We start from the raw sequence: 24,059 nt of genomic DNA on the forward strand, positions 1-24,059 counted from the left end.
GGTTTGCGGAAGCTGTTGCGGGACAAGGACTACCACGGCGACGTGAGCGGACCGGCGACGCCGGTGGAGATCCTCCGGGACGGCACCGTCCGTGTCCCCGACAGTGCTTCCTCTCCGAAAGACTCGGTCAGGCTCGCCGACTACAGGAGCCTGCCGGACGTCGACCAGGACGCGCAAATGTTCACCGAGGACGTGCTCGCCGCGATCGACGGCAGGCCGGCTCCGGAGATCCGTGCCGAATCGGAGACGAGTTCGCTCGCCGACTCCGAACGCGTCACCGACGAACCACCGACGCTGCCCGAAATCGAAAGCGAAGCGGCCCGCTTCATCGAAGAGCTCTTCGACGAACTCGACGAGCAAGTGTCGACCGCGACACCGCCGGTGCGGCTGCGGCAGAACAGCTGGGTTTCCCTCCAGTCCGCGCACTCGGACTTCGTCAGTGAGGCGGTGCTCGAAACACAGTACGGAATTCCGCGACAGGACCAGCGCCGCTTCCAGAAGATGGCCGACCGGTTCGGAGTGGTGTTCGATGTCCGCCCGGCCAACCCCGCCTCCGTCGGCTGGCGAGCCCGGGGCGCGGTGCCCAAACCGTTGGAGCTCAAGGCCAAGACGCTCAACGAGCTCGACGTCCACCTGGGGATGCGGCGGGAGCGCATCGGCCTGGTGGCCTACTTCGAGCCGCTGCGGCCGGATCTCGCCAACGTGCCGCAGGATCTCCGTGAACGGGTACTGAAGAGATACGAAGATCGTTCGGCGGAGTACACGCAGCTCGCCGAGTCCATGCGCGGGCTGGAAGAGTCCGGCCGGTTCCGGGTCGTCGACGGCGTGGTCCAGGAACGCAAGGGCGAGGGCTTCCGCAACGTCACCGGCGACAACGACGTGTACGACATCCGGCTGCCCGAGGACGGGTCGAGTCTGCACGAAGCCGACTACGAGCGGATGGTGTACCTGCTCACCGGGCGTGAGATGGGTGTCGAGCACGGCGCGCTCAAGTACTGGGAGCCGGAGACGGAGTTCCAGCGCAAGATCCGCGACGACATCGACGAGCAACATCGGATCGTGCCACTCGTCCGCTTCGGACCCGGCCTGCCGCCTACCCTGGTCCACCTCGGTGACGATCAAAGTGAACGCCGCCCTTCGAGCATGCCGACCGCGGCTCCCGCCCCCCGGCCGAACCTGACCTCCGCCTATCGGCCCGAGCCGGTGGGCACGGAGCATTTCGAGTCCCTCAGGCCGTGGCAGGCGGAACGCCGCGCAGACGGCGCGTTTCCGGCTTTCGGCCGTCCGGGCACCGGTACCAGGACGGCGTACCGGCCGCCTCTGCGGGCCGCGACCGACAGCACACTGGGCATCAACGGAGCCCGCTCGGTGGACGACGGCGGCGGTGTGCTCGAAGCGCGGGAGTTCTTCGCCACCGACGAGGTGCTGGACCGGGCACGTGAAGCGTTGCGGCGCACCAGGACCGGCATCGGGCTGGAGGTGCGGGATTCCCGGCTCGTGCTCGACGACCACGGCCGTCAGCAGGTGCTGCACCGGGTGGTACCCCGGATGCCCGAGCGGCTCACCGACGATTCCCGTGGCTTCGCCGGGATCGTCCACGGAGCCACGCCCGACACACTGCTGTTCGAGGCGCCTGGTGGCCGGACGGCGACGGCCCGGGTCGGCACCGACGACGGTACGGAGGTCAGCGGCACCTTCAACCTCGCCGAGGGACTTTCCGAAATCGTCGAGCACGGCGATCCATCCACAGTGGACACGAGTCGCGCGGCGGAGATCGTCGCGCGGGACCGGCGTGACACCGGTGGCTCCCCGGACCGCCCGCTCCCCGGCCACCGCTACGGGCGGATGTTGGACCACGCTCCCGGGGTGGACCAGCAGCGGGCACGGCTCGACGAAGCCGCCCGGCGGATGGGGGTCAACCAGTTCGCGTGGGCGAAACCCGGGCAGATGTACGTGCGGTCCTCGATTCCGGGTGAAGGTGCGGACGGCCGTCCCGACTACACGGACCGGGCCGGGATGCGGCGTCCGGCGGGGTACCACTTCGCCACCGTGATCGCGGAGAGCACCGACGGCCGCGCGCAGATCACGCTGGAAAACCGCCCGCACACCACCGAGCAGGACGCCGCCGTCCGGGAGGCGATCGAGCGTAACCTGGTGCACCACCACGCGGAACTCGGGAACCTCTCCTCGGAGCTGGCGAAGCGGATGGAGCGGGCGCGGGCGGCCGGAGACGACGCCGAGGTGACCCGGCTGGGCCGTCATCGAGAACTCGCCGAAGCCCTTTCCGAGATCGCGAGGACCGGGTACGACCGTGCCGAACCCTCGGCCCGGCACCGAGCCTGGCAGGCGATGGCCGCCGAACTCGACATCCTGCCGGGCCCGGACCGGTGGTTCTTCCGGATGTACACCCGGGAACCGGGCGAGACCTTCTTCGACCAGCAGGCGTTGTCCTATGCTCCGGATGCCAAAGCCCCGGGTCTCAACCCGCTGGTGACGACGGCCCTCGGCGGGCTCGGCGAGATCCCTTCGGCGAAGGTGCCGTTCGCGCCGGGCCGGTCGACCGCGGACAGGGACGCCCTCGCCGGTGTCCGCGCGGTCGCGCGCGATGTGGCCCGCGCGGCGGTGCTTCGAGGAGACCTCGGGCTGGGGCCGGTCAAGGTGAGGATCACCGGGTATGGCGGGAACGGCTTCTTCCCCGGATCGCGTGGCACGACCGCCCAGCGGCGGGCAGGCCAGGTGCGCGATCACTTCCGCGAGGTACTGGCCGAAGAACTCACCGCACTCCAGGGGGACAACCGGACCGTCGGCGTGCGGGATGTCGAACTCAGCGTCGAAACCGGCCGCTTGCCGTCGGATCAGGCCTCGGCGGACCGGCACCGGGTCACCGTCGAGGTCGCCTTCGACGACGCTCCGAACACCCCCGAGCGACAGGCCGCGACCGGGTACGACCGTGCCGTTCACGGGCTGCCCGAACTGGAGCTTCCCCGATCCGAGCTGCGGGCCAGGCTCGCCGAGTACACCGCGCTGGCCGGCGAAGGCGCACTGGAGCACCATGCCCTGCCCGAAGGCACCAGGGAACGGTTGATCGCACTCGATCGTTCGCTCGCCGCGTTACCCGAAATCGGCAGGGCACGTGTCCGCGCTCTCGTCAACGAAGCGCTGCTGGCCGCTTCTCTCGTGCCCACTCGAGAACAGGCCCGTCCGCCGAAGCGTTCCCATGGCGGTGTCGAGGTGGACAGGAGGGCCGTTCAGCCGGTGACGCCCGCCCGGCTCACGCAGCTGCTCGACGAGTTGAACGTCGGCATCGCGAGCGGCGCGGACCCCCTCACGTCGGGAACATCGTCCTTGCCCGGCCTGGTCGTCCCCGCCGACGCCGCGCTACCCGTACGCCTCGCCGCCCTGGGGCTGGTGAACCTCAGCGTCGACGCCCGGATCGCCCTCAGCGCGGATCCACTGTTCACCGCACTGTCGAAGAATCCGGCGGCGCTGACGGAAGCCTTGTTCGCCGCCGCCGGGAACGAGGAGCAGTACTTCCTCAACACGGCCGCCACGGCCGCCGTCGACACGAGCGTCCGCGGCAGGGTGCCCACGCTGGCGGGACTGCTGCAGGTGGGCGGTGCCGTGGCGGACGCGACCGAACACGGCCTCGGCCAGGCGAGTGCCGAGAGCCGGGCCGAACCCGACCGGCCGTTCGGCCGGACCATGGAGGAGATGGTCCGGAAGCGGGTCGCCGAGGCCCGGGCCGAGTTCTCCGGACTCGAGCAGCGCGCGCTGCGCCTGGTGGGCGCCGACCAGGCCGACCGCGCGGTGCGGCGGGAATGGCGTCAGCTGACCGCGCGCTGGGCCCGGTCCATGCAGAAACTCGCCGCCGCCGAGCTGAACGTCGACCAGGTGCCGGTGCTCACCCGGAACGTGCTGTGTGACAGCCGGATGAGCAGGATGCTGGTGTCGCCGCTGATCGTGGACCGGGGAAGCCGTCGCCGAGGCCGGGTCGACCACAAGTCCTATGTGGAGAGGATGCGCCGTCGGCTCGCGCCGGACACGGACGTCACACCGGTCGGCTCCGCCACGGCGGCCGACGGCACGCGGCCCGACATCTCCTTGGCCGAGGGGCTGCGGACAGAGGACGGACGGACGGCGTTCTGGGCGCGAGTGGCGGAGACCGGTGGTGCTGTGCTGTCCCTTCCGCACCACGCGGTCCATGTGCGGGCCACCACGGTGGACGGCCGCCGGGTGTTCTTCCTGAACGATCCGAAGGACGCGTACCCGGCCCTGCTCACCCCGGACGAGTTCGTGAAGTGGGCGACCTCCGGACATGCTTACGCCAACGCGGAGTTCTTCCCGGCCGACACCGCCGACGACGCGAGGGCGGCCACGACGGGGAGCGCGGCGTCGGCAGGAGAACCGGCCGCCCCCGACCTCGGCGAAACGTCGGTGCCCCGGGTCGGCACGGCACAATCGGACGTCGTTTCCATCTCCGCCCATCCCCGGGTAGGGAGGCGGTCGAGTATCGCCTCGTCAGTCGGGGAGATCTCTCCCTTCGACCTGCGCCGTACGGCGAGTGAGCCCGAGCTGACCCGGCATCGCACCTCCAGCCGTACGTCGTCGAGAGGACGTGAGACACCGCGCAGTGACAGTCCCGAAACCCGCTGGCACGGTGGGCGGCATCTCTCGCCCGGAAGGCGGTTCGGTGGCGACGACGGTCTGCTCCAGGTGCCGGTCCGTCGATCCACCGGTGGATACGCCGGCGCTTTCTTCCCCACGCACGAGTCTTCGCTCGAGACGTCCGCGCTCTGGCGTTTCCCCTTCGACGACCTGCACACACACCTGCCCGAAACGATCCAGGAACTACCGGAGGACGCCGACAGCGTTGTTCCCGACGGCGAACGATCCGAAGTGGACAGTTTGCTGCCGGAGACGGCGATACCCGACGATGCCGAACCGGCCGATACGGCCTTGGCCGTCTGGTCGGAGCCGCTTCTGGAAGTGTCCGATCGGGTCGCCGAACGAGCGGAAGGCGCACTTCCGTCAGCGGTACCGGTCGAGCAGGCGCGAGTCGAAGCGGAGAGGCTGGTACGCGCGCTGCCGTCCGTGCTTTCCGCCGTGGATGAAGACACCTTTCAGTTCCTGCATGACGGCCTGACGTCGATGGTCGTCGATCTGATCGCCGACGGGACGACTCCCGAGGCCGCTTGGGAGGAAGCGCGTGTCGCGCGATTACGGGACGAGCTCGAAGCGTTGCGCGGCCCGGTGGAGGAGGCGCACTACACGCTGAGCGCGGAGGAGATCCGGGGGCGGGCACCCGAACCCGAGGCTTCTCCCGACTCGGCCGCGGCTGCCGAGCAGGCGCTGGACAGGTGGCTGGCACCGATCATGGAGGCGTCGGGGCGGCTCGAGGACCTGGAGGAGTCGGCGGAAACCGCGGGTGCGGTCGAGCAGGCGCGGGCCGAGGCCGAGGAGTGGGCGGGGGAGTTGCCGTCCGGGGCGGGCATCGTGGACGAGGAGACGCGCCAGACCTTGCACGACGGTCTCGTCTCGATGCTGACCGATCTCATCGCCGGTGGCGTGAGCCGTGCGGACGCCTGGGAGGACGCCGATGTTTCGCGCTTGCGCGAAGATCTGGAGTCGCTGCGTGGCGAGGCGGAGTCCGCGCATTACCGCAGGACCGCACTGGAAATGCTGGAACAGCACACGATGGGCAAGTGGGAGAGGGCGATCTGGGATGCCTCCGCACGCGTGGAGGAGCGGGAGGAAGGTTCCGTGCCGTCGGTGGTGCCGGTCGAACAGGCGCGAGCCGAGGCCGAACGCTTGACGGGCGGACTGCCGTCCGCGTTGCCCACCGCGGACGAGTGGTCACGTCGGACCCTGCACGACGGCCTGGTGTCGATTCTCACCGAGCACATCGCCGGGGGAGTCGATCCCCGGGTCGCCTGGCACCGACCGGACGTGGTCCGGCTGCGCGGAGACCTGGAGATGTTGCGCGGTCCGGCGGAAAGCGCGCACTACACGCGGACCGCGATGGAGATCTTGGGGCCGGTCCGGTCCGGCGGCGCGAACGAAGCGGCCACCGGGCAGGTGACCGAGCCGGCCCCGACCGAAACGCGGTCGAAGGCACGGCGGGTGTGGGAGCGGTGGGAAGAGCGGGTCGGTGAAGCCGTCGAACGGGTGCGGCAGCGCGAGCAGGCCGCGCCGCGGGCGGTGGCGTCCGCGCGGCAGACGGTCGAATCCCTGATCGGCGGCCTGCCCCGCGCGGCGGCGGGCACGGACACCACCGCCCGGCAGCTCGTCCACGACGCACTCTCGGCACTGCTGACGGAGCTGATCTCGGCGGGCGCGTCGCCTCGCGCGGCCTGGGACCATCCGGACGTCGCGCCGCTGCGAGAGAGTGCCGAGTCGTTGCGAGAGCTGTCCAGCGTCCGTACGCACTACACCGGCGTGCCGTTGGCCCTGACCCGGTTACCCGCCTCGGTCACGGCAGCCACGCCCGCGCCGCCGGTCGTCGTCGAGGCGTCCGGCTCCGGACAGGGCTTTCAGCGGTCCGGCACCCCATCGACCGAACTGGTGGGTGAAGACCGGTCGTCGCCGGATTCGGACGAGCCGGTCGGTGACGACGACAGCACCTACTCGGCCGAGTTCTTGCCGATATGGACGGCCGACAGACGCTATGAAGCGGACACCCGGGGGCCGATCGAGTGGCTGAGCGAGCCCCATCGCGAAGACGGGTCGGCCCCGGAGCCGGGCCGGTTGTCCGCGGCGGTGGCCGAGTTCGAGGCTCACCTGTCCCTCGAGCACCGGCCGGTGTCGTCGTTCCGCGAAGAGGCGGCGGCGTTGCTCGGCGACCGTCCCGCTCCGAGGGTCGGCTACGGGCCCGATGCCGCCGAGCAGCAGGGGTTGTGGCGGTCCATGGTCGATGCGGTGGCCTCGGCTTTGTCACGGGACGCGAACGCCGAGGGCCTGACCTCGGAACTACGGGCCGGGTTCGAGCGGCTTCGTACCTTCGACGACCTCGCCGCGTGGGCCGAAACGCAGCTGGCGCAGTTCCGGAATCGGATCGACCAGGCCAGGGCGCGGTTGGACGAAAGGCGGCAGGACGCCCTTCCGGGTGACCAACCCCCGGAAGGGCGGGAACGGTGGCAGGAGCAACTGCGGTGGCGAGAGCAGTTGCGTCGGCAGGAAGCCGAGGACCTGCTGGGTGCGTTGCCGCCGACGGTGCCCGGCGGGGCACCCGAGCGGATCCGGCGGGCTTTCCACGAGGGCATCACGACGATGCTGACCGACCTGCTTCTCCACGAGGAGCACCCGACCTACGCCTGGACCGAACTGGGTGACGTGCGGCAGGCGGCCGAAGCCGTCCGGCTGAGCAGTCGTCATCTGCGGGACGCCACACCGGAAACGCCGTTCGGACAGTTCCCCGAGCCGGGCCGTGGGTTCTACAGCGAGGACCTGCGGGAAGAGGATCTGCCGACCTACGACGAAACACAGGATTCGGGGGCCACGCGGCACTCCGACGGCGCACCGGGCTACACCGCGCATCCCGTCGCCGATGAACCCCCGGCTTACGAGGACAGCATGGCCGAATTCGACGACGGCACGCAGGAGGTGTTGCCCTACCAGGTGGAGCAGATGGCCGACCTGCTCACCCAGCTCCCGCGCAACGAGATCGTCGCGCTGCGGACGCGACTGCTGTCCCTGGTCCTGCCGCCGGAGGGGCTGACGCCGGACGAACTCGCGCGCCGGTTCCCGTTGCACGACCTCATGTTGAGCGCGCTCGCCTATCACGCGTTCCTCGACGGGGATCAGCCCGGCGCCGCGGGGGAACGTGCCCAGATGCTCGCGCTACTCGACAAGCCGGGGATCCACGACACGCTGGGAGCCGCGGCCCGGCGACGTCCTGTGCTGGACGACGCCCACCACGCGCTGCGGAACATGTTCACCGTCGCGAGGTCCTACGCCGAGACGTCGTCGGAGCCTCGGTCCGCGCCACGACCGGAAAGCACGCTGACACCGGATGTCGATCTGTCCGAAGTGGACTTCGTTCCTCTGCGTTCGCGCTCCGGCGTGGTGGTGGGCGTGGGCTTCCCGCTTTCGGACCAGGAGCGGGGCGTGCTGCGGGAAGCGTTCGAGAACCGCGCCGTGGTGGAGGGAGAGTTCAGCGTTCCGCTGCACCATGGGGAGAACGGCTTCTCGGTCCGCGCCAGGAACGGACGGATCGTGTCGCTGGACGAGCGTGCGGTGGTGCGACTGCTCTCGAGCGTCGAATCGCCGGGAGACGCGAGCTGGCGGCAACGGTCGTCTCTGGTGTTCCTCAGCTGTTGGGTGAGCAGCCCGCGGTACGGAAACCGGATCGTCGCGCTCGCCGAACTGCTCCACGATGCCGGTCTCCGGGGCGATGTACACGGTTTCGACACCCGCGTGGAGGTACGGCGGGACGGAACGGTGCGGCCGTTGCCCGATGGCGCCGAGCCCGCGGAGGGATCCGTGGTCTTCGCCGCGCCGTCGGATGAGCCTGTCCAGCCGCTGCCAGGTGTCGTCGCCGGCCGGCGCAGCGATCCTGTCGCCGTCGCGGAAATCCGGGCCCGGCTCGAGCGGATGGCGGAAGCCGCCTTCACCGGCGGTCAACGCGAGTACCACAAGATGCTCGGTCCCGATCTGTTCGGTCTCGGCCGGACCCCCGAGGCGCCACAAGCGCTGCGTGGTCTGGACTACGACGAGCTGAGCGCGGCGGAGGGCATGACTCTGCTGCAGCGCCTGGACATGACGAAGCCGTTCCCCGAAGCGGAAACGCTGACGTACGACGCGCTCGCGGCGGCCGAGCAGGATGTGTTCGTCTCGGACTGGACGGACAAGGAGTTGCAGTACTGGGACTCCGTGGGCATCCAGGTGAGCGCGCTGCCCGCCCGACGGGAGACGCCGCGGCTCCTCCACGGGATCTGGCTCGGCGGCCCGCTGGCCGCGGACGGCACCACGGGTCTTTTCCAGCAACGCTTCGCCGATTCGGCGAAGACGCTCGGCGGCCGGGCGGTGCTGTGGACGGACGTGCCGCGGAAACGGATCGAAGCCGCGGTCCGGAACGAGTCCGACGCTTCCCTCGCCGACGTGCGCGAGATGGTGAAGTGGGCGCGAGAGAACGACATCCACCTGGTCAACGTCGACGAGGTCTTCAACGCCGAGGCACCGATGCGGCTCGACCCGTTCTACCGAGCGGAGCTGACAAAGGGCACCGGACGTGGATACGCGGCGGCATCCGACACGCTCAGGGTGTACATCGAGGCCCGCTTCGGTGGCCTGTACATGGACGGCGACGACATCCTGCATGACCCGGACGTACTGCTCAACGTCCACGAGTCACCCGAGGGCTATGCCTTCGGCGGGATCCGGGTCGGCGATTCCAGAGTGCTGAGCAACAACAGTCCCCTCGCGATGGCCAAGGGGCACCCGTTGGCGTGGCTCTATCTGGTTCAGCTCGAACAGAACTACGACCAGACCCAGCTCGAGATCTTCCCGGCGATGTTGGCCACCGCGAGCAAGGAGTTCTACGCGACCCCGCAAGGCAGGCTCCGGCGGAATTCAGTGCTGCAGCGAACCGGACCGGACACCTTCTTCAAACTCCGGGAACGACTCGGACTGAAAGTACTCCCGCTGATGTCCGGTATCGGCCTGCGCTCCAGCCAGAGTTGGGCACCGGGTTCGTCGACCGAGCCGACCCGTCCACGCGTCACCGCCGAGGACATCGATGGCACCGCGCTGCTGACGGAGAAGGTGGTGCAGTCGCTGATCCGCCAACTGCGCAACCGGCAAGGTGACCTGTTCCTGACCGACGTGGCCGACCTGGTGTTCCAGCACACCACCCCGGACGTGGTGTGGACCGCCGCTTTGGAATTCCTGGCGAGCGTGCCCGCCCTCCGTAAGGAAGTGCGCACCGCCACCGTCGAGCGGTTCGTGAACGGCTCGATGACCGCGATCTCCCTCCCGGAAGAAGTAGCCGCGCTCCTGCACCGGCGTGCCGGTGCCCAGCTGGAGTTCCTCGGTGACGCCCTGACCCCGGTGACGATGTCCGCCCCCGCGGGCAGGGGCATCGAGCCCGCCGGCCCGGATTGGCGCACTCCGATCCCCAGCGAGGTGATGACCGACTTCGCCCTGGATCTCCTGACCCGGCGAACGGAAGGGCAGCGGCTCAGCATGAAACGGCGGGCCGAGCAGATGGCGGCGGCCCCCTCGGCCAAGCGGGTCCGGCTGCCGGAGGAACCCGTGGACAGCCGGGACACGACACCGGAATCCGAGGTGGACGGTCGGGCGGGCGGCCGTGGCCCCGGACTTCGTCCCGGCATGCCGGAACTGCTCATCGAGCAGAAACCCGGCAGGACCGGCCTCACCGCGGAGCAGACGTTGCCCGCCGATGACCCGGCCCCGGTGCCTGAAGCCCCCCGGCGGTCCCACGACTCCGACGAAGACCTATCGATGGAGGAGTCCGGCCCTCCGTCGAAGAAACGCGCGATCAGCCCGCAGGTGAGCGTCCTCGACGGCGCGCCGCAGGCACTCGGTGCGGTGATCTTCTCCACCGGCCCCGGCTCGCCTGCCGACTTGAGCGGGCAGGTGCTCCAGGGACTTCTCGACGGGCTCCGCGACCACCCTGGCCACCTCGATTTGGCCGCCGTGGCCGCACTCGTGGAGGACTCCCCGGAGGCCGACGAGGTGTGGAACACGGTGATCGCCTTCCTCGCGGCGGATCCCGGCCTGGCCACCCAGGTCCGCACCGTCACGCTGCGGTCGGTCGACGAGGCGGGCGTGCCCCGGCGTGTCGTGCTCCCGCCCTTGGCGGCCGAGTTTCTGCACCTCTCCGAGGACCCGCCCACCTCGCCGGCTCCCGGCGAATTCACCCACCGAGCGGAACTGACCCGGCCGGCCTGGTTGCCGCTCCGCCGGGAGGCAGACCCGACAACGAAGGAGGATCATGGTCACGATGACTGAGACCACGGACGGCACGCGAGCGGACGGTCCGCTGGAGAACTGGTTCCTGCTGATGGACCCCGCTTGGCGCCCGGCCTCGGAGAACGACCCTCCGCCGATCGAGGCGGTGGTCGGCCTGTGGCCGGTGGAAGAGGAAGGGAAGCTCGGCAAGTTCAGGGCGAACCCGGACTACACGCCGACCGACGAGAACTCGCCATCGGATCCGCTGGACGCCGTGCTGCGCCTGGTCCTGCAAGGCCGGGCGGAGGCCGAGCACATCCAGCTGATGCTGCGCGACACGCTGTTCGACATCGCGATGAACGGCGACGGCAACCCCTTGATCTCCAAATCCCCGGACGACATCCTCTGCGTCATCGTGGCCACCGGTGAACCCCACCGCCGTCGGCTCGCGTCGCCGGACTGGCGGCGGATCGACCTCGGAGAGCTGGTCGAACTGCTCACCGACCAGGTCGACGTCCTGTTCAACCCGGCGGGTCCCGCCGCGGTACGGCTGACAGGTGAGTTCATGCGCGAGACGCTGGAGATGGACGACGAGCAGGTCGCGGGGCTTTACGCGAAGAGCAATCAGGACGCGTCGGGCCTGCGCGTGGTGAGGTGGGAGCCCGGTGCGGCGGCCGTCCCCAAGTCTCCCGAGTCACGCCCGGACACGCCCAAGTCCGAATAGCGCTCAAGCGAGGTCAGGTGACTCACCCGCGCGGCACGACCTCGAACTGACCCATCATCGAGTGCGTCGCATGGTCGAGGAAGTGGCAGTGGAACGGATAGCGGCCGGTATGGGTATCGAGCGTCGCCTCGATGCGGACGACGTCCCCGGGGTTCAGCCGTACGGTGTCCTTCGGATAGGCGTCGTGGCCGGGCTCCGGCTTCCCGTTCCGATCCAGCACCCTGAACTGCACGAGATGCAGGTGCATGGTGTGCGTGATACCGAAGGCGGCGTCACCGTTCACGATCTCCCAGATCTCGGTAGCGCCGTGGTCGATTCTCGCGTCCACGCGATTCGGGTCGAAACCCTGGTCATTGATCAGGAATTCGCCGGTGGCGGGATCGAAGCGCAGGACGAAACGCCGCCTTCTCGCCACGCGCTCTCGAGGTGGGTTCCTGGTCGGCCAGCCCGGGATCCCGGCCTGCGCCGAAGGCGGCCGTACACCTGTCCAACCAGGGATGGCGAGTTCCGGCTTGGACGACGACGCGCCGCCGCCGATCCGGAACTGCAGGATGTCACGCTTGTTTTCGGACAGGGCGACGACGTTCTGCAGCGCGATGGCGGTTCCCGCCGGCACCGACCGGAAATCCACCAGCACCTCGGCGCGCTCCGCCGGCCACAGGTCGATCTCCTGCCGTACCGCCGGCACACGCAGGAAACCGCCGTCCGACGCGATTTGCAGGAACCGCGCTCCGTTGGAGAGCTGGAACTTGAACACCTCGAGATTCGAGACGTTGATCAACCTGAGACGGTACAACCGCCGTTTGACCTCGAAGTAGGGCTGAGGACGGCCGTTGACGAGGATCGTCGGCCGGTTCATGAAGTCGTCGTTCACGAAGACGAGCTGTCCGTCGCCGTTCAGTTTCGCGTCCCTGAGCAGCAACGGAACGTCGAATTCGCCGCTGGGGAAGGGAAGGAGCGCGTCCACCGGGTCGGACAAGAGGTAGGCGCCGGAAAGCCCTCGATAGACCTGTTCTCCTTCAAGGTGATGGGTGTGGTCGTGGTACCAGAGTGTGGCGGCCGGCTGGTCGTTCGGATATCGGTACACCCTGGATTGTCCGGGTGCGATGGGGTCCATCGGGTGCCCGTCACTCGACGCCGGCACGTTCGCGCCGTGCAAATGCACCGTCGCCGGGGATGCCATGTCGTTGACCTGCCTGATCACCACGGCGCGACCACGATGGGCGCGGAGCGTGGGGCCGGGAAAGCCTCCGTTGAAGGTGAGGGCCCTGGTCCGTATGCCCGGCAGGATCTCGTGCTCGGACTCCGCGATCCGCATGTCGTAGAAGTCCGTGTCCCCCGTGCGCCGGGTGGGTTTCAGCACGGGAGGAAGGGAAAGCGGCACCGAGAAGGGCGGTAGCTCCGACGGATCGTCAGAGAGCGCGGATGCCAGCTGTTTCGTCGGAAAGATCAGCGCCGCACCGGCCGCGGAACCGAGTTTGATCGCGTCTCTTCTGCTCAACACGTCGATCACCTTCAGGGGGAGAGGGAACTGGCCTCGGGTGCAGGGTGGCCGCGACAACGAGCGCGAGTACGAAGGAGTACTGCAAGACGGTGATCGCGGCGGACAGCGTGTTGCCGGGGGAAATGGCGTCGCCCACGGTGAGTTTCGCCAACGGGATCGTGGCCGAAGCGGTGGAAACGGCGCACACGGTCGCGAAGACCAGCGTGGCCGCGATGCGTCCCGACACCCACCGTCGGGCGGCCGCGGCCGCGAGCAGTACGTTCGCCGCCGTCACGTGCGCGGCGAGCAGCGTGATTCCGAGGAGATTGGGGACCGCTCGCGCGGCGATGGCGGGAGGCGGGGTGAGTGTCCCGCCGGCCACGGCATGGTGTCCGGTACCCGCGGGACGGGAAGACGGCCGGCTCAGTGCGATGTCCAGATAGGACGCCCAGTCCCGGATCGCCCAGGCCATGACCGCCGCGAGCGCGATCGCCAACAGGAGGAGTGGGGTAACCGGCCAGGTGACGCGTGGTGGCGGAGGTGACGCGGGCAAGGTCATGCTCGTGCCTCGGAGAGGCGACTTCCCGGCCCGCGTCACGTCGGCCACGGTTCAGTACATCGTGTGCGGATTGGCCGAGGTCGCGGGGATGTTCTCCCGGCTGGCCCAGTGCTCCAGCAATTTCCCGTTGCGGACCCGGAACAGGTCGATACTGACGCTGTTCTCGATGTCGAACAATTTCTCCAGGTGGACGACGACCGCCACCAGATCACCCTCGGCGACGACCGTCTTGACGTTGGCCCGATATTCCGGCTGCGCAACGAACGCATCATGAACGAACTGCTGCAGCGCGGCTTTACCATTCGGGACATTGGGAAAATGCTGATAGTAGGTGTTGTCCCCGATATAGCGGTCCAGCGCTTCCAGACGGATTTCGTCGTTCGGCTGGTTGATGATCTCCGCGAAGGCCGCCCGTCCGACACGTTCGCTCGCGTCCTCCGTGGACAGCGGCAGTGGCCAGGAAATCCGGGGCGAGCTGAGTGTCGAGAACATGTCGTTCCCGATCCCCTGCGGTTGGACGGCTTCGTTGACTTCCCAGTGTTCGGCGATCTTCCCGTTGCTCAGCCGAAAAACGTTGACCTTGGCGATACCCATATCGCCGGCTTTCGGCAGGAAGTGGCTGTGTGCCACGACGAGATCACCTTGGGCCATCGTCCGCTTCACGGAGAACCGCAGATTCGGGTGCCGGTCCCGCAGGTCCGCGTGATAACGGCGGAAGTCGGCCCGGCCGTCGGCTATCGCGGGATAGTGCTGGATGAGATCGGCGCGTACCACCTTGTCGAGGTGATCGAGGTTCCCGCGGTTCAGCGCGTCGAAGAAGCCGAGGACAATTCCTCTGTTCATCGCCTCTTCGAGAGTGGTGATCGGTCCGTGCGAAGGCTGGTGCCGCTGCCCTGGTGCGGCGACCGCGGACGGGGCGAGGGCGGGGATCATCGCGATGGAGATGATGATCGCCGTGATCCTGCGCAAGTGGGTTCGGGATCGTCGAGTCCGTGGCATCTGAATGCTCGCTTTCGTCGAAGAAGTGGACTAAACGCGATGAGAAGCGGCTACGGCCGCACCAGCACCTTGGTGGCCGTGCGCGCGTTCATTGCCTCGTAGCCGGACTCGATGTCGTCCAAGGACACCGTCCTGTCGAAGATCGAACCCGGGTTCAGTGTTCCCGCCAGCACTCGTTCGACGAGGTCCGGAAGGTACGCGCGGACCGGGGTGAGCCCTCCGGTGAGGGTGATGCCGCGGAAGAAGACCGGTGTGACGTCGGCGATCGGCGGGGCGCCCATCACGCAGACGATCCCGCCGTCCCGGCAGAGTGCGAAGGCCGTGGTCTGCGCCTGCGGGCTACCACCGCATTCCACCACCACGTCGGCGCCGATCCCTTGAGTGGCCGCGCGGACGAAATCGACGGATTCGGCCACGCTCTCGGTTCCGACGGCCCGGAAGGTGTCGGTCGCACCGAATTCCTTGCCGCTCAGTAGCCGGTTCTCGTGTCTCCCCACCAGGATGATCCGGTCGGCCCCGGCTTCCCGGGCCGCGAGCACGGCGCACAACCCGACGGGGCCGTCACCGAGGACGGCGATCGACGAACCCGGTCCGACCCGGCCCGCCCGGACGGCGTGGAGTCCGGTCGCCATCGTGTCGGTGAGGGCGAGCAGGGAGGGCAGTCGTTCATCGTTGCGGTCCACCGGCACCGCCACCAGGTTGGCGTCGGCGAACGGTACGCGGACCGCTTCGGCCTGGCCGCCGTCGCCGTCCACACCGAACATGCCGCCTGAGGCGCAGGTGCTGAACAATCCGATCCGGCAGGTCGGACAGGTCCCGTCCGCGAAATTGAACGGCGCGACGACCATCACTCCGGGGCGCAGGGTGGTGACGTCGAAGCCGACATCCTCGACCACGCCGACGAACTCGTGCCCGCATCGAGGGCCTTGAACAGGGCCGGGAAGTCCTCGATAGCCGTGCAGATCGGTGCCGCAGATACCGGCGGCGACGACCCGGACGACAGCGTCACCGGGTTGTCGCAGCGCCGCGTCGGGAACCGTTTCCACGGTCAGCCGACGTTTTCCGTGCAGGACGGCAGCCTTCATGAGGACACCTCTCTCCGGCCCGTGGTGGTCGAATCCGGCTCACCCGGCTCGCGTCACCAGACCGTCCACCATGGCTCCCCACAAGGCAAACGGTCTGCGGCACCGGCTGTCCCTTCATCCACCATGGTTGCCTGTTCTTCCCCGCCCTCGTCTTCGTCGTGCGCGGGAGGAAATCCATGCTGGTAACTTGCTGCTTTTTCCGGTGTTCCAGTCCCCCGGGGTGCCGACCGATGTGGGAATGCGGCTGAATGGCGGTGGTCCGCACGCGGTCCTCGCGAAAAAATGCGAAGTCCGCCGGAAACGACGGTTGCTCGAATGAGCCTGTGCACAACCATGACGACGAAACGGGGCATCGTGCGTTCAGAGGGGTACGGCCATTGGTCCGCGGGGAACACGCGATCCGGCCTGGAAGGCGGCAACGGCGACGCGGAGGCCCCGCTCATGCCGCCGGGTGTGCGGATACCCGCCCTGGAGCTGGCCCGCTGGCTCGACCGCTACGTGGACAGGCTCCTCGGAGCCGGCATCGAGGACATCGACGCGCCGTCGCGTGAACGCGTGGACCTCATGGTCGGCCTCTCGAACGCGGCCGAGGCCCTCCGCGCCTCGCAACGCTGCGACCACGAATCCGCCGAACGCACGCTGCGCTCGGCGCTCGAGCTCATGCGGGGGATCGATCTCGACCGATTCGCCCTTCCTGTTCCTTAGCGCTCGGAGGGTCGTTCACTCGGGCAGCGTTCGTCGACGGAAGTCTCGGATCATTTCCAGCGTGCTGTGCGAAATAACCGCACACAGTACACAGGAGATCATGTCAGTCGGCGACGTCACAGCAGCGCATCCCGCTCGCATCGACCGCGTACTCGATGCCCAGCATCCGTACTTCTATCTCAGCGAGAACACCGCGTTGATCAATCCCAGGATCTCCACCTGGTCCGGGATGGTCACCGCGGCGGGCGGAAAGCTGCGGCTTCAGGTGCCGTGGACGGTGAAGCGGGTTCGGGTCGTGACCCAGATGTACGCCGTCGAGCCGGAAAACGTGATCGAGGCCTACGACGACGTCATCGAGTTCGGTTACCGGTCGGCGACCGGGCTGGCCGCGTTGCTGGACTGGTCGCGAACGCTGGCGAGCCCGCTGGATCTGCCGGGCCCGGGTGACTACCGCCTTCGCTATCACGTACGCGCCTCGCCCCGGGAAGCCGTGGAGCCCGGCATCGAGCGCATCCCGATGGCGGAAGCGCTGCTTCAACTCTGGCCCTCAAAGCTCGGTGGTCAGGAAGAACTGCGGATCACCGGGGAATTAGGGAACTTCTGGCATCCCGGATCGCGGCTGAAGAGCGTCTGGAACGGCTGAAAAACGGCCGTCGCTGCCCGGGCACACCCCGGTGATGAGCAGTTCGGACATAAACAACGGGCTTCGCTGGCTTTGGTCCGGGGTGCTCCACAGAATGCGATTACTCGCTCAAGTGGACTCGGAGGTGAAAGTGATGCGTGCCGCGCTGTCCGTACCCTTGCTCGTCGCACTGAGCTGTACGGCCTGCGGGACCGCGGCTCCTCTTGACGTCCAACCGCCCGGGCCCCGGTCATCGGCCGAGACCACCCGGGTTCCGGTCGGTTCCGTCACTGCTCGCCCGCCGGTGCGGACCGTCCCCACCACGGTGATTCCACTGTCGACCGTCGAAAGCCCCCCATCCGTCGACGTCTTCGCTGACCCCGTTGCCGTGAGCAGCGAATGGCTGCGGCAGTGGTGCAAGCTCGACTGGCGTGAGCCGATGAACGCGAACCTCGATCGCGCGGCGCGGTATCAGACTCCGTCCTCGGCCAAGGACGACCGCCGCGAAGGCGACACCGACGACACTTACCGGAGCATGCGGGAACAGCAGCTGAGCAGCGGTTGTGACGAGGTGACCGCGATGCCGAGCCCGGAAGCGCCGCAACGCGCCGACGTGGCCTACCTGGTGCTTTCGGCCCGCCGCGTCAACTCTTCGGCAGGTGTCGCCTTCGAGGCCGAACAGGTCCGGTCGGTGCGCCGGGTGCTCCGGCAGACCGACGGGCGCTGGCTGGTCGACACCCGGGTGGAGGCCGGCTGATGCGGATGAAGGCCTTGTTCGCCGTCGTGGTGCTCAGCATGGGTGCTCTGCTGCTGGTGCTGCCGCGCCCTGAAGAGGCGGAGGCGTTGAGCTGCACCGGTGCGGCTCCTCAGACGGCGGCGCCCGCGCCGGGGGGAACCGAAACCCCGGACCTGGCCCTGCCGCAGCTCGAAGTCGCCAAGGCCATCGTCGCCACCGCGAAAGGGATGGCGATCACCCGGCGCGGTGTCGTGATCGCCCTGCAGATCGCGAGGCAGGAATCCCGATTCGAAGCCGGCGTGGTCGTCGGCCGGGCGACCGGCGCCTTCCAGCAGATCGCGCCGGGGCCGAACAACGCCTACGCCGGTTACGACCGGAAGAACGCGGGCATGGCGGCGAAGGGTTTCTTCACCGTCCTGCTCGCCCGTGTTCCGGGCTACGACACCGATGCCCGCTCCAACGCCGACATCGGCCAGGTGGTCCAGGCAAGCGGCGCCGGTGCGAGCAAGTACGAGCCCTGGCGGCCGTTGGCCGAGTCGCTGGCGAACGTGCTCTACGACGGCACGGCCACGATGACCTGCCAGACCGGCCGAAGTGGACCGACGGCGGTGCGGGCCGACGGTGTCGACGTCCAACTGCCTCCGGGGGCGGGCCTCGCCGGAACGGTGAAGGCACCGACCCCGGAGACGGCACGGGTGCTCGCGGCCGCGCTCTCCTGGCTGGGCACCCCGTACGCCTGGGGCGGCGGGACCTCGGCCGGGCCGTCCCGCGGCATCCGTGACGGCGGTGTCGCCGACGCGAACGGGGATTTCGCCAAGGTCGGTTTCGACTGCAGCGGACTGATGCTCTATTCCTACGCCCAAGTCGGTGTTTCCCTGCCGCGGACCTCGCGCGCGCAGCACGCGGGCGGCGGGGCGGTCGTGGCGTGGGGCTCCGCCCTGCCGGGGGACCTGGTGTTCTACGGCGCCGTCGTGCACCACGTGGCGCTGTTCCTCGGCGTCGTCGACGGCGTCCCGTACATGGTGGAAGCGCCCCAGAGCGGCGATGTCGTCAAGGTCTCCCCGGTGCGCACCGGCGGGGACTTCCGGGCGGAAGTCGTCCGGCCCATTCCAGGAGGAGGGGCTGATCAGCATGTCTGAGCATCCGCCGGGTTACGAAGCCGAACAACCCGTCGACCTGAGCAGGCCGGTCACCTATCGACCGCCCCTGGCGCCGGAGCCGCCCGCGCCCGGCCGCCGCCCGGAGGAGCGTAAGGAAAAGCAGAAGAAGGCGCCGGAGGAAGCCGCTCCCGAAGCCGTCTTCGGGCTGGTCACGGTCGCCAACGTCCAGCCACGGACGTTCAAGAGCACCGTCGCCAGGAAACTCAACGCCGGTCTCGAACCCCGCCACGTCAACGTGCGGCTGTGGAACGGGGTCGGCACGATCAGGCTCGACGGCCTCGTCGTCGCGGACATGCCCGCCGATCCGCACGGCACCGACTGGCGACGGCAGAGCTGGGCCACCGATCAGCTCGTCCTCCCGGTACCCGACGACCTCCAGGCGGCCAGGGCCGCTTGGTGGATGCTCGATCGGCTCGACGCCGAAGGCCGTCCTGATCTGGTGCGCTCGGCGCTCGTCGTCGGCATCCGGACCGGAGGGCACCGAATGCTCGCCCGCAAGATCGTCAAGACCTTCGGGGAACGGACGGCGAGAGTGTTCCGCGTCAAGCTGCCCGGCGGAGTCGCCCCGGACGGCGACGAAACCCAGTGGGAGCCCTTGGTGACAGCGGTTTCGCAGGCGCTGAAACACCTGCCCTCGCGAAACCGCCCGGTGATGCTGCCGCAGAGGGCCCCGAACCAGGTCGTTCAACTCGACAGCCGACGGCACGGGAAGGCCGCGAACCAATGATCCTGCACATTCTCGCTCAGACACCGAATCCCTTCGACGGTGTCGTGCCCAACTTCGGCGTCTTCGGCGTCGAATTCAACGCCGCCTGGAAGAAGCTGCTCGGTGGCGTCTGGGGCCTGGCGTTCGTCGTGTTCGCCTTCGGCACGATCCGCGCGACGCTGGAGCTGCAGTCCGCGAAGCGGCACGGCTACCACACGTCGGTCGCGGGACATTCCGCTTCGCTCAAACGCTCCGTGATCGGACTCGCCGTACTGGCGAGCCTGGGTCTGATCTTCGGCGCCGTTCTCGCCGTGTTCTGAGAGGCATGAGATGCCTGGAATCGATGGCCGAGGTCACCTCGCGGAGTTCGTCCCCGATCCGTCCACCCCGCTCGACGACCTCGCGAACTCGGTGCACGCCTCGGCGTTCGATCTCGTCAAGCAGGTACTGAACGGCTTGGGGGAGCAGGGGAACATCAATCCGGCGGCGCCGGGCTTCCTGACTCAGTACGCCGCCGCGGCGGGCCTGGGACTGGTGGTCATGGCCTTCGCCGCCATCTTCGCGGTCGTGCACAGCCTGCGCCGCGGCGGTCGTGACGACCTGCGCGAATCCCTGTTCAAGTACCTGCCGCTGGCGGTGTTCCTGATCGTCTTCTCCCCGGCGATCGGGGTGCTGATCTCCAACGTCGGCAACGCGGCCACCGAGGGGATCACCGGCTGGGGCGCGGCCACGATCGGCCAGAGCGGGGCCCGGGTGGAGCAACTGGCCGGGATCACCGCGGACAAGCTGCCGGGCGGGGCGTTCGTGGGCTTGCTCGTTTCGATGCTGATCGTCCTCGGCGCGCTCGGCGTCTTCCTCATCCTCGCCGTGGAAAAGATCGGTCTGCCGGTCGCCGGGATCGTCGCCGGAGTCGGCTGGGGCATGTTGGTGCATCCGGTGTGGCGGCCGAAGGCGCGATGGGCGCCCGGCCTCTGGCTCGGTCTGAGCTTCGCGGAGCCACTACTCTTCTTGCTGCTCGCCGCGGCTTTCGGTGCTTTCGGTGCTTTCGGCGCGGCCGGCGGCGACCTCTCGGGGGTACCCGGCCTGATCCAGTTGTGCCTGCTGGCCGTCGCTCTCGTCCTGTCGAGCGCGGTGCCTTTCATGCTCCTGCGAAGGCTTCCGGCGACACGGACCGGGGGCACGGCCCGTTCGAGCACGCGCGCTCCGACGCCGGTCGGGGTGCGCGAATCGGTCGTCGTTTCCCTGGAACGGGGGCCGGCACTTCCGATTTCGTCGTTCGAGCGGAATCCGGCGCAGTCGCATTCCATCGAGCAGGCGTACGAACAACGACAGCGGGAGCGGCGGAACTCGCAGCGGGACCGGGGGCAGGCCGAGCGGCGGCAGAACGTTCCGGAGGCACCGGGTCACCTCGAGGCGGAAACCCACACCGAGAAGATTTCGTCTCCGATCCGAGGGCGTGCCTGATGCGTACTTCGGTTCTGGGCGGAGAGGTGGCCGGCCGTGGCCTGCTGGGCAAGGTGGACGGCCGCACCGGTGTCGCACTCGGCGTCGCCGGTCTGCTCGCCGGATGGCTGTGGCTGGGCATCGGTGGCGTCGCGGGCACCATCGTGGGCCTCACCGTCCTGCTCGTCGGTGTCATCGTCCTGTATCCGTGGAGCGGACAGCGGTCCGTCGCGGCGGGCTGGGCCCGCCGGTGGCGGTTCCTTCTCCGGCGCCGCCGTGGGATCACCGATTTCACCGCCGATCCGGACAGTGGACAAGTGCTCCTGCCGCCTCCGCTCGGCCGGGTGGCACCGCTCGACCTCAGCGGGACACCGCACGAGGACATGTTCATCCTGCTGCATTCCAACCCCGGCGAAGTCCCTTATCTCTCCGTGGTGATGGAGGTCGACGGCCAGCCCCAGGGGTTGCGGACCGTCGCGGAATTCGAGACGGCGTCGGCGCGGTATGGCGTGATGCTGTCACAGTTGGCGCGGGACGGCTCCTTCCTTCGCGGCCTTCAGCAGATCAACCGGATCCTGCCGCACGATCCGGCCCGCCACCGCGCCTTCGTCGCGGCCAGGGTCTCCGAACGGCCGGGTATCGAGGCCCTCGTCAAGTCCTATGAGGACCTGATCGACCTCACGGCGCACACCGCGGAACAGCACCGGAACTACCTCGTGGCGAGGTTCCCGCTGAACGGGGAGTTCGCGGTCGCGGCCCGGCGGCACGGGCAGGGTGAGACGGGCTGGGCCGGACTGGTGCGCGAGGAATTGGCCAGGCTCGCCGATCTGGTGAGCCGGGCGGATCTGGTGCGGCCGCGGGTGCTGGGCGAACAACGCACCTGCGCGGTATTGCGGTCGATGCAGGATCCGTCGTTCCCGGTGGATCAGCATGAAGGGATCCGCTGGCACAACTGCTGGCAGGACTACCGCGCCGATCGTGGGCACCTGACGGTGAACGACCGCTGGCTGCATCGGGTGGCGGTGGTGCCGAGGGACGGCATCGGCGCGGTGCCACTCGGCCCGCATTGGCTCGCGCCGCTGCTGGTCGAGGTCAACCCGGCGGTGATCCGGACGCTCAGCGTGCGGATGGAGTTCGTGCCGGCGCGGATCGCCAGGGCACGAGCCGTTCGCGACGTCACCGTCGACGGGGCGAGCAGGCACAGCGCCGCGGAAAAGGGCCAGGTCGGCGACGGTACCGACGAACTGCTGCTCTCGGCGTCCCGGCGACGGCTCGACGATCTCTCACCCGGCAGCGGTCACCACGGTGTCGACTGGTCCATGTCTCTTTCGGTCACCGCCGCCGACGAGGGTGAACTGGCGAGGGCGTCCACCCGGGTCGGCAACGCGGCGGCCAACTGCGCGATCGGCAAGCTGGAATGGCAGGACACCTGGCACGACGCGGCGGCGATCACCACTTATCCGCTGGCGCGGGGAATGGCGGTGTCCAAATGACGGTACGGACTTCAGCGGCCGTGCCCCATGACCCGGGGGCACAGCAGACTCCGCATCCGGCGGCCGAGCCGGAGCCGCGGCGGAAGAAGCGCCGCGAACCGCGCCGGACCCGCTGGCTGGACCGGGCGGGGTGGTACGAACCCCGCGAGATCGGCGCGCGGTCGACGACCCGGCAGGCGGAGGCGCTGAACCTGGCCCTCTCCTCGCCGCCGACGACGCATCGCGGCCTGATCCTCGGCACCGACCGGCTTTCCGGCCAGTTGGTGTGCCACGACCCGTTCATCGCCTACGACGACAAGCTGGTCTCCGCACCCAACGTCGCGGTGATCGGCGACGTCGGCAAGGGCAAGAGTTCCCTGCTCAAAACCTGGGGAACGCTGCGCCAGCTTCTGCTTTCCGGCCGTCGCGTGGTCGTTCTCGACAAGAAGACCCAAGCCGGACAGGGTGAGTACACCCGGCTGGCCCGCGCCGTCGGCGCACCGTCGATCCGCTTCGCCGTGGACGGCACCGGAAGCAGGCTGAACCCGCTCGACCCGGTCATCTCACTGGGAGACGCGGGCGAGGGCGGTAAGCAGGCGGGCCGTCCCACCGGGCAGATGATGCTGCTTCGCGCCGTCCTCGCCGAAGCACTGGGTCGCGAGGTGAGCGAGCGGGAGGGCAAGGCGCTGCGGATCGCGCTGTTCGCCGCGACCGGTGACGCGCGGGAACGCGGCCGGGTCCCGGTGATCGGCGACGTCGTCCATCACTTGATCAGACCCGCCGCGGAAGCCGCGAAGGACATCGGCCTCCCCGTCGCGGAACTGCGCGAGTGGGGTTTCGACCCGGCCTTCGCCTTGGAGCGCATGATCGAGGAGGACCTGGCCGGGCTGGTGGACGGGGAGACTTCGCCCGACGTCCAGCTCGATCACCCCAGCGGTCTGGTCCACTTCGACATCTCCGCGCTCCCCGTCGAGGGACCGGCACTCCGGATCGTGATGACGGTGATCAACACCTGGCAGACGAACATGCTCGCGCGGCGTTCACAGCAACTGATGCAGACGGTCAACATCGTCGAAGAGGGCTGGCACGTGGCGGAGGGTGCGCTCGGAAAGGTGTTCCAGCGGAACACGAAACTCGCGCGCGGACTCGGCCTGGCGACGATGGCCGGATTCCATCACGTATCGGATCTGCCCGCGGAATCGGCCGCCCGCTCGTTGCTGCAGGAAGCCGAGACGGTGTTCATCTTCGGACAGTCGTTGCGTAGCGACGCCCTCGCCTGTGTCGACCTCTACGACCTGCCGGCGGGGACCGAGGACACCATCATGGGACTCGGCCGCGGCACCTTCCTGGCCAAGATCGGGTCCGAGGCGCCGCTGCTGGTCCAGCACATCCGCTCACCGGCAGAAATCCAGCTGACCGAGACCGACGATGCCATGACCGGCCGACGCTGAGCCGGG

The 24,059-nt window shown here is 68.7% G+C and carries 14 protein-coding genes and 1 pseudogene; 11 read left to right on the forward strand and 4 right to left on the reverse strand.

From position 1 onward, the window contains the following. Positions 1 to 42: 42 nt before the first annotated feature. Both AVL48_RS39490 and AVL48_RS08880 read left to right on the forward strand, forming a co-directional pair. Positions 43 to 10,968: pseudogene (locus AVL48_RS39490) on the forward strand (hypothetical protein); the annotation flags it as partial. Beyond that, the gene (locus AVL48_RS08880; protein ID WP_244162637.1) at positions 10,961 to 11,632 is read left to right on the forward strand and encodes a type VII secretion system-associated protein; all 672 of its coding nucleotides are present in this window, start codon (positions 10,961 to 10,963) and stop codon (positions 11,630 to 11,632) included. The pseudogene AVL48_RS39490 and the gene AVL48_RS08880, both read left to right, overlap by 8 nt. A 22-nt stretch (positions 11,633 to 11,654) precedes the next feature. Here the strand turns inward: AVL48_RS08880 and AVL48_RS08885 are convergent, their stop codons facing one another. From AVL48_RS08885 to AVL48_RS08900, 4 genes are all read right to left on the reverse strand, one after another. Further along, a complete protein-coding gene (locus AVL48_RS08885) occupies positions 11,655 to 12,995 on the reverse strand; it encodes a multicopper oxidase family protein (protein ID WP_061990002.1) in 1,341 nt (446 codons plus the stop codon). A gap of 49 nt (positions 12,996 to 13,044) precedes the next feature. Then, positions 13,045 to 13,611, reverse strand: coding sequence for a hypothetical protein (locus AVL48_RS38140; protein ID WP_061990000.1), 567 nt, complete (start codon positions 13,609 to 13,611; stop codon positions 13,045 to 13,047). Between the two features lie 114 nt (positions 13,612 to 13,725). Next, positions 13,726 to 14,643: a nuclear transport factor 2 family protein gene (locus AVL48_RS08895; RefSeq protein WP_061989998.1), complete on the reverse strand. Its 918-nt coding sequence runs from the start codon at positions 14,641 to 14,643 to the stop codon at positions 13,726 to 13,728. A gap of 80 nt (positions 14,644 to 14,723) precedes the next feature. Continuing rightward, positions 14,724 to 15,758 (reverse strand): alcohol dehydrogenase catalytic domain-containing protein, encoded by a 1,035-nt coding sequence (locus tag AVL48_RS08900; protein WP_061989996.1) that lies wholly within the window; start codon positions 15,756 to 15,758, stop codon positions 14,724 to 14,726. 333 nt (positions 15,759 to 16,091) lie between these two features. On the opposite strand from AVL48_RS08900, the gene AVL48_RS08905 reads away from it, so the two are divergent. From AVL48_RS08905 to AVL48_RS08945, 9 genes are all read left to right on the forward strand, one after another. Next, entirely contained in the window at positions 16,092 to 16,463 is a 372-nt protein-coding gene (locus tag AVL48_RS08905; protein ID WP_244162638.1) for a hypothetical protein, read from the forward strand. A gap of 100 nt (positions 16,464 to 16,563) precedes the next feature. After that, a complete protein-coding gene (locus AVL48_RS08910) occupies positions 16,564 to 17,106 on the forward strand; it encodes a hypothetical protein (protein WP_061989994.1) in 543 nt (180 codons plus the stop codon). 367 nt (positions 17,107 to 17,473) lie between these two features. Next, positions 17,474 to 17,842, forward strand: coding sequence for a hypothetical protein (locus tag AVL48_RS08915; RefSeq protein ID WP_244162639.1), 369 nt, complete (start codon positions 17,474 to 17,476; stop codon positions 17,840 to 17,842). Continuing rightward, complete coding sequence (locus AVL48_RS08920) at positions 17,842 to 18,960, forward strand: C40 family peptidase (protein ID WP_061989992.1); 1,119 nt, start codon at positions 17,842 to 17,844, stop codon at positions 18,958 to 18,960. Before AVL48_RS08915 ends, AVL48_RS08920 begins: the two co-directional genes overlap by 1 nt. After that, complete coding sequence (locus AVL48_RS08925) at positions 18,953 to 19,708, forward strand: hypothetical protein (protein WP_061989990.1); 756 nt, start codon at positions 18,953 to 18,955, stop codon at positions 19,706 to 19,708. Before AVL48_RS08920 ends, AVL48_RS08925 begins: the two co-directional genes overlap by 8 nt. Next, on the forward strand, positions 19,705 to 20,007 hold the full coding sequence (locus AVL48_RS08930; protein ID WP_061989988.1) for a hypothetical protein: 303 nt from the start codon (positions 19,705 to 19,707) through the stop codon (positions 20,005 to 20,007). Before AVL48_RS08925 ends, AVL48_RS08930 begins: the two co-directional genes overlap by 4 nt. A gap of 10 nt (positions 20,008 to 20,017) precedes the next feature. Next, positions 20,018 to 21,151 carry a hypothetical protein gene (locus AVL48_RS08935; RefSeq protein WP_061989986.1) on the forward strand — a complete coding sequence of 378 codons (1,134 nt, stop codon included), beginning with the start codon at positions 20,018 to 20,020 and terminating at the stop codon, positions 21,149 to 21,151. After that, positions 21,151 to 22,623 (forward strand): SCO6880 family protein, encoded by a 1,473-nt coding sequence (locus AVL48_RS08940; RefSeq protein ID WP_061989984.1) that lies wholly within the window; start codon positions 21,151 to 21,153, stop codon positions 22,621 to 22,623. The genes AVL48_RS08935 and AVL48_RS08940 overlap by 1 nt, the downstream gene beginning before the upstream one ends. Then, entirely contained in the window at positions 22,620 to 24,053 is a 1,434-nt protein-coding gene (locus AVL48_RS08945) for an ATP/GTP-binding protein (protein WP_061989982.1), read from the forward strand. The genes AVL48_RS08940 and AVL48_RS08945 overlap by 4 nt, the downstream gene beginning before the upstream one ends. The last annotated feature ends 6 nt before the right edge of the window (positions 24,054 to 24,059 follow it).

The sequence above is a fragment of the Amycolatopsis regifaucium genome (assembly GCF_001613935.1).
Taxonomy (GTDB): Bacteria; Actinomycetota; Actinomycetes; order Mycobacteriales; family Pseudonocardiaceae; genus Amycolatopsis; species Amycolatopsis regifaucium.

Excerpts from the sequence above, each read along its gene's own strand:
- AVL48_RS08880 (WP_244162637.1), top strand. The coding sequence starts at position 10,961 with ATGACTGAGACCACGGACGGCACGCGAGCGGACGGTCCGCTGGAGAAC.
- AVL48_RS08900 (WP_061989996.1), bottom strand. The coding sequence starts at position 15,758 with ATGAAGGCTGCCGTCCTGCACGGAAAACGTCGGCTGACCGTGGAAACG.
- AVL48_RS08905 (WP_244162638.1), top strand. The coding sequence starts at position 16,092 with ATGACGACGAAACGGGGCATCGTGCGTTCAGAGGGGTACGGCCATTGG.
- AVL48_RS08910 (WP_061989994.1), top strand. The coding sequence starts at position 16,564 with ATGTCAGTCGGCGACGTCACAGCAGCGCATCCCGCTCGCATCGACCGC.
- AVL48_RS08920 (WP_061989992.1), top strand. The coding sequence starts at position 17,842 with ATGCGGATGAAGGCCTTGTTCGCCGTCGTGGTGCTCAGCATGGGTGCT.
- AVL48_RS08925 (WP_061989990.1), top strand. The coding sequence starts at position 18,953 with ATGTCTGAGCATCCGCCGGGTTACGAAGCCGAACAACCCGTCGACCTG.
- AVL48_RS08930 (WP_061989988.1), top strand. The coding sequence starts at position 19,705 with ATGATCCTGCACATTCTCGCTCAGACACCGAATCCCTTCGACGGTGTC.
- AVL48_RS08935 (WP_061989986.1), top strand. The coding sequence starts at position 20,018 with ATGCCTGGAATCGATGGCCGAGGTCACCTCGCGGAGTTCGTCCCCGAT.
- AVL48_RS08940 (WP_061989984.1), top strand. The coding sequence starts at position 21,151 with ATGCGTACTTCGGTTCTGGGCGGAGAGGTGGCCGGCCGTGGCCTGCTG.
- AVL48_RS08945 (WP_061989982.1), top strand. The coding sequence starts at position 22,620 with ATGACGGTACGGACTTCAGCGGCCGTGCCCCATGACCCGGGGGCACAG.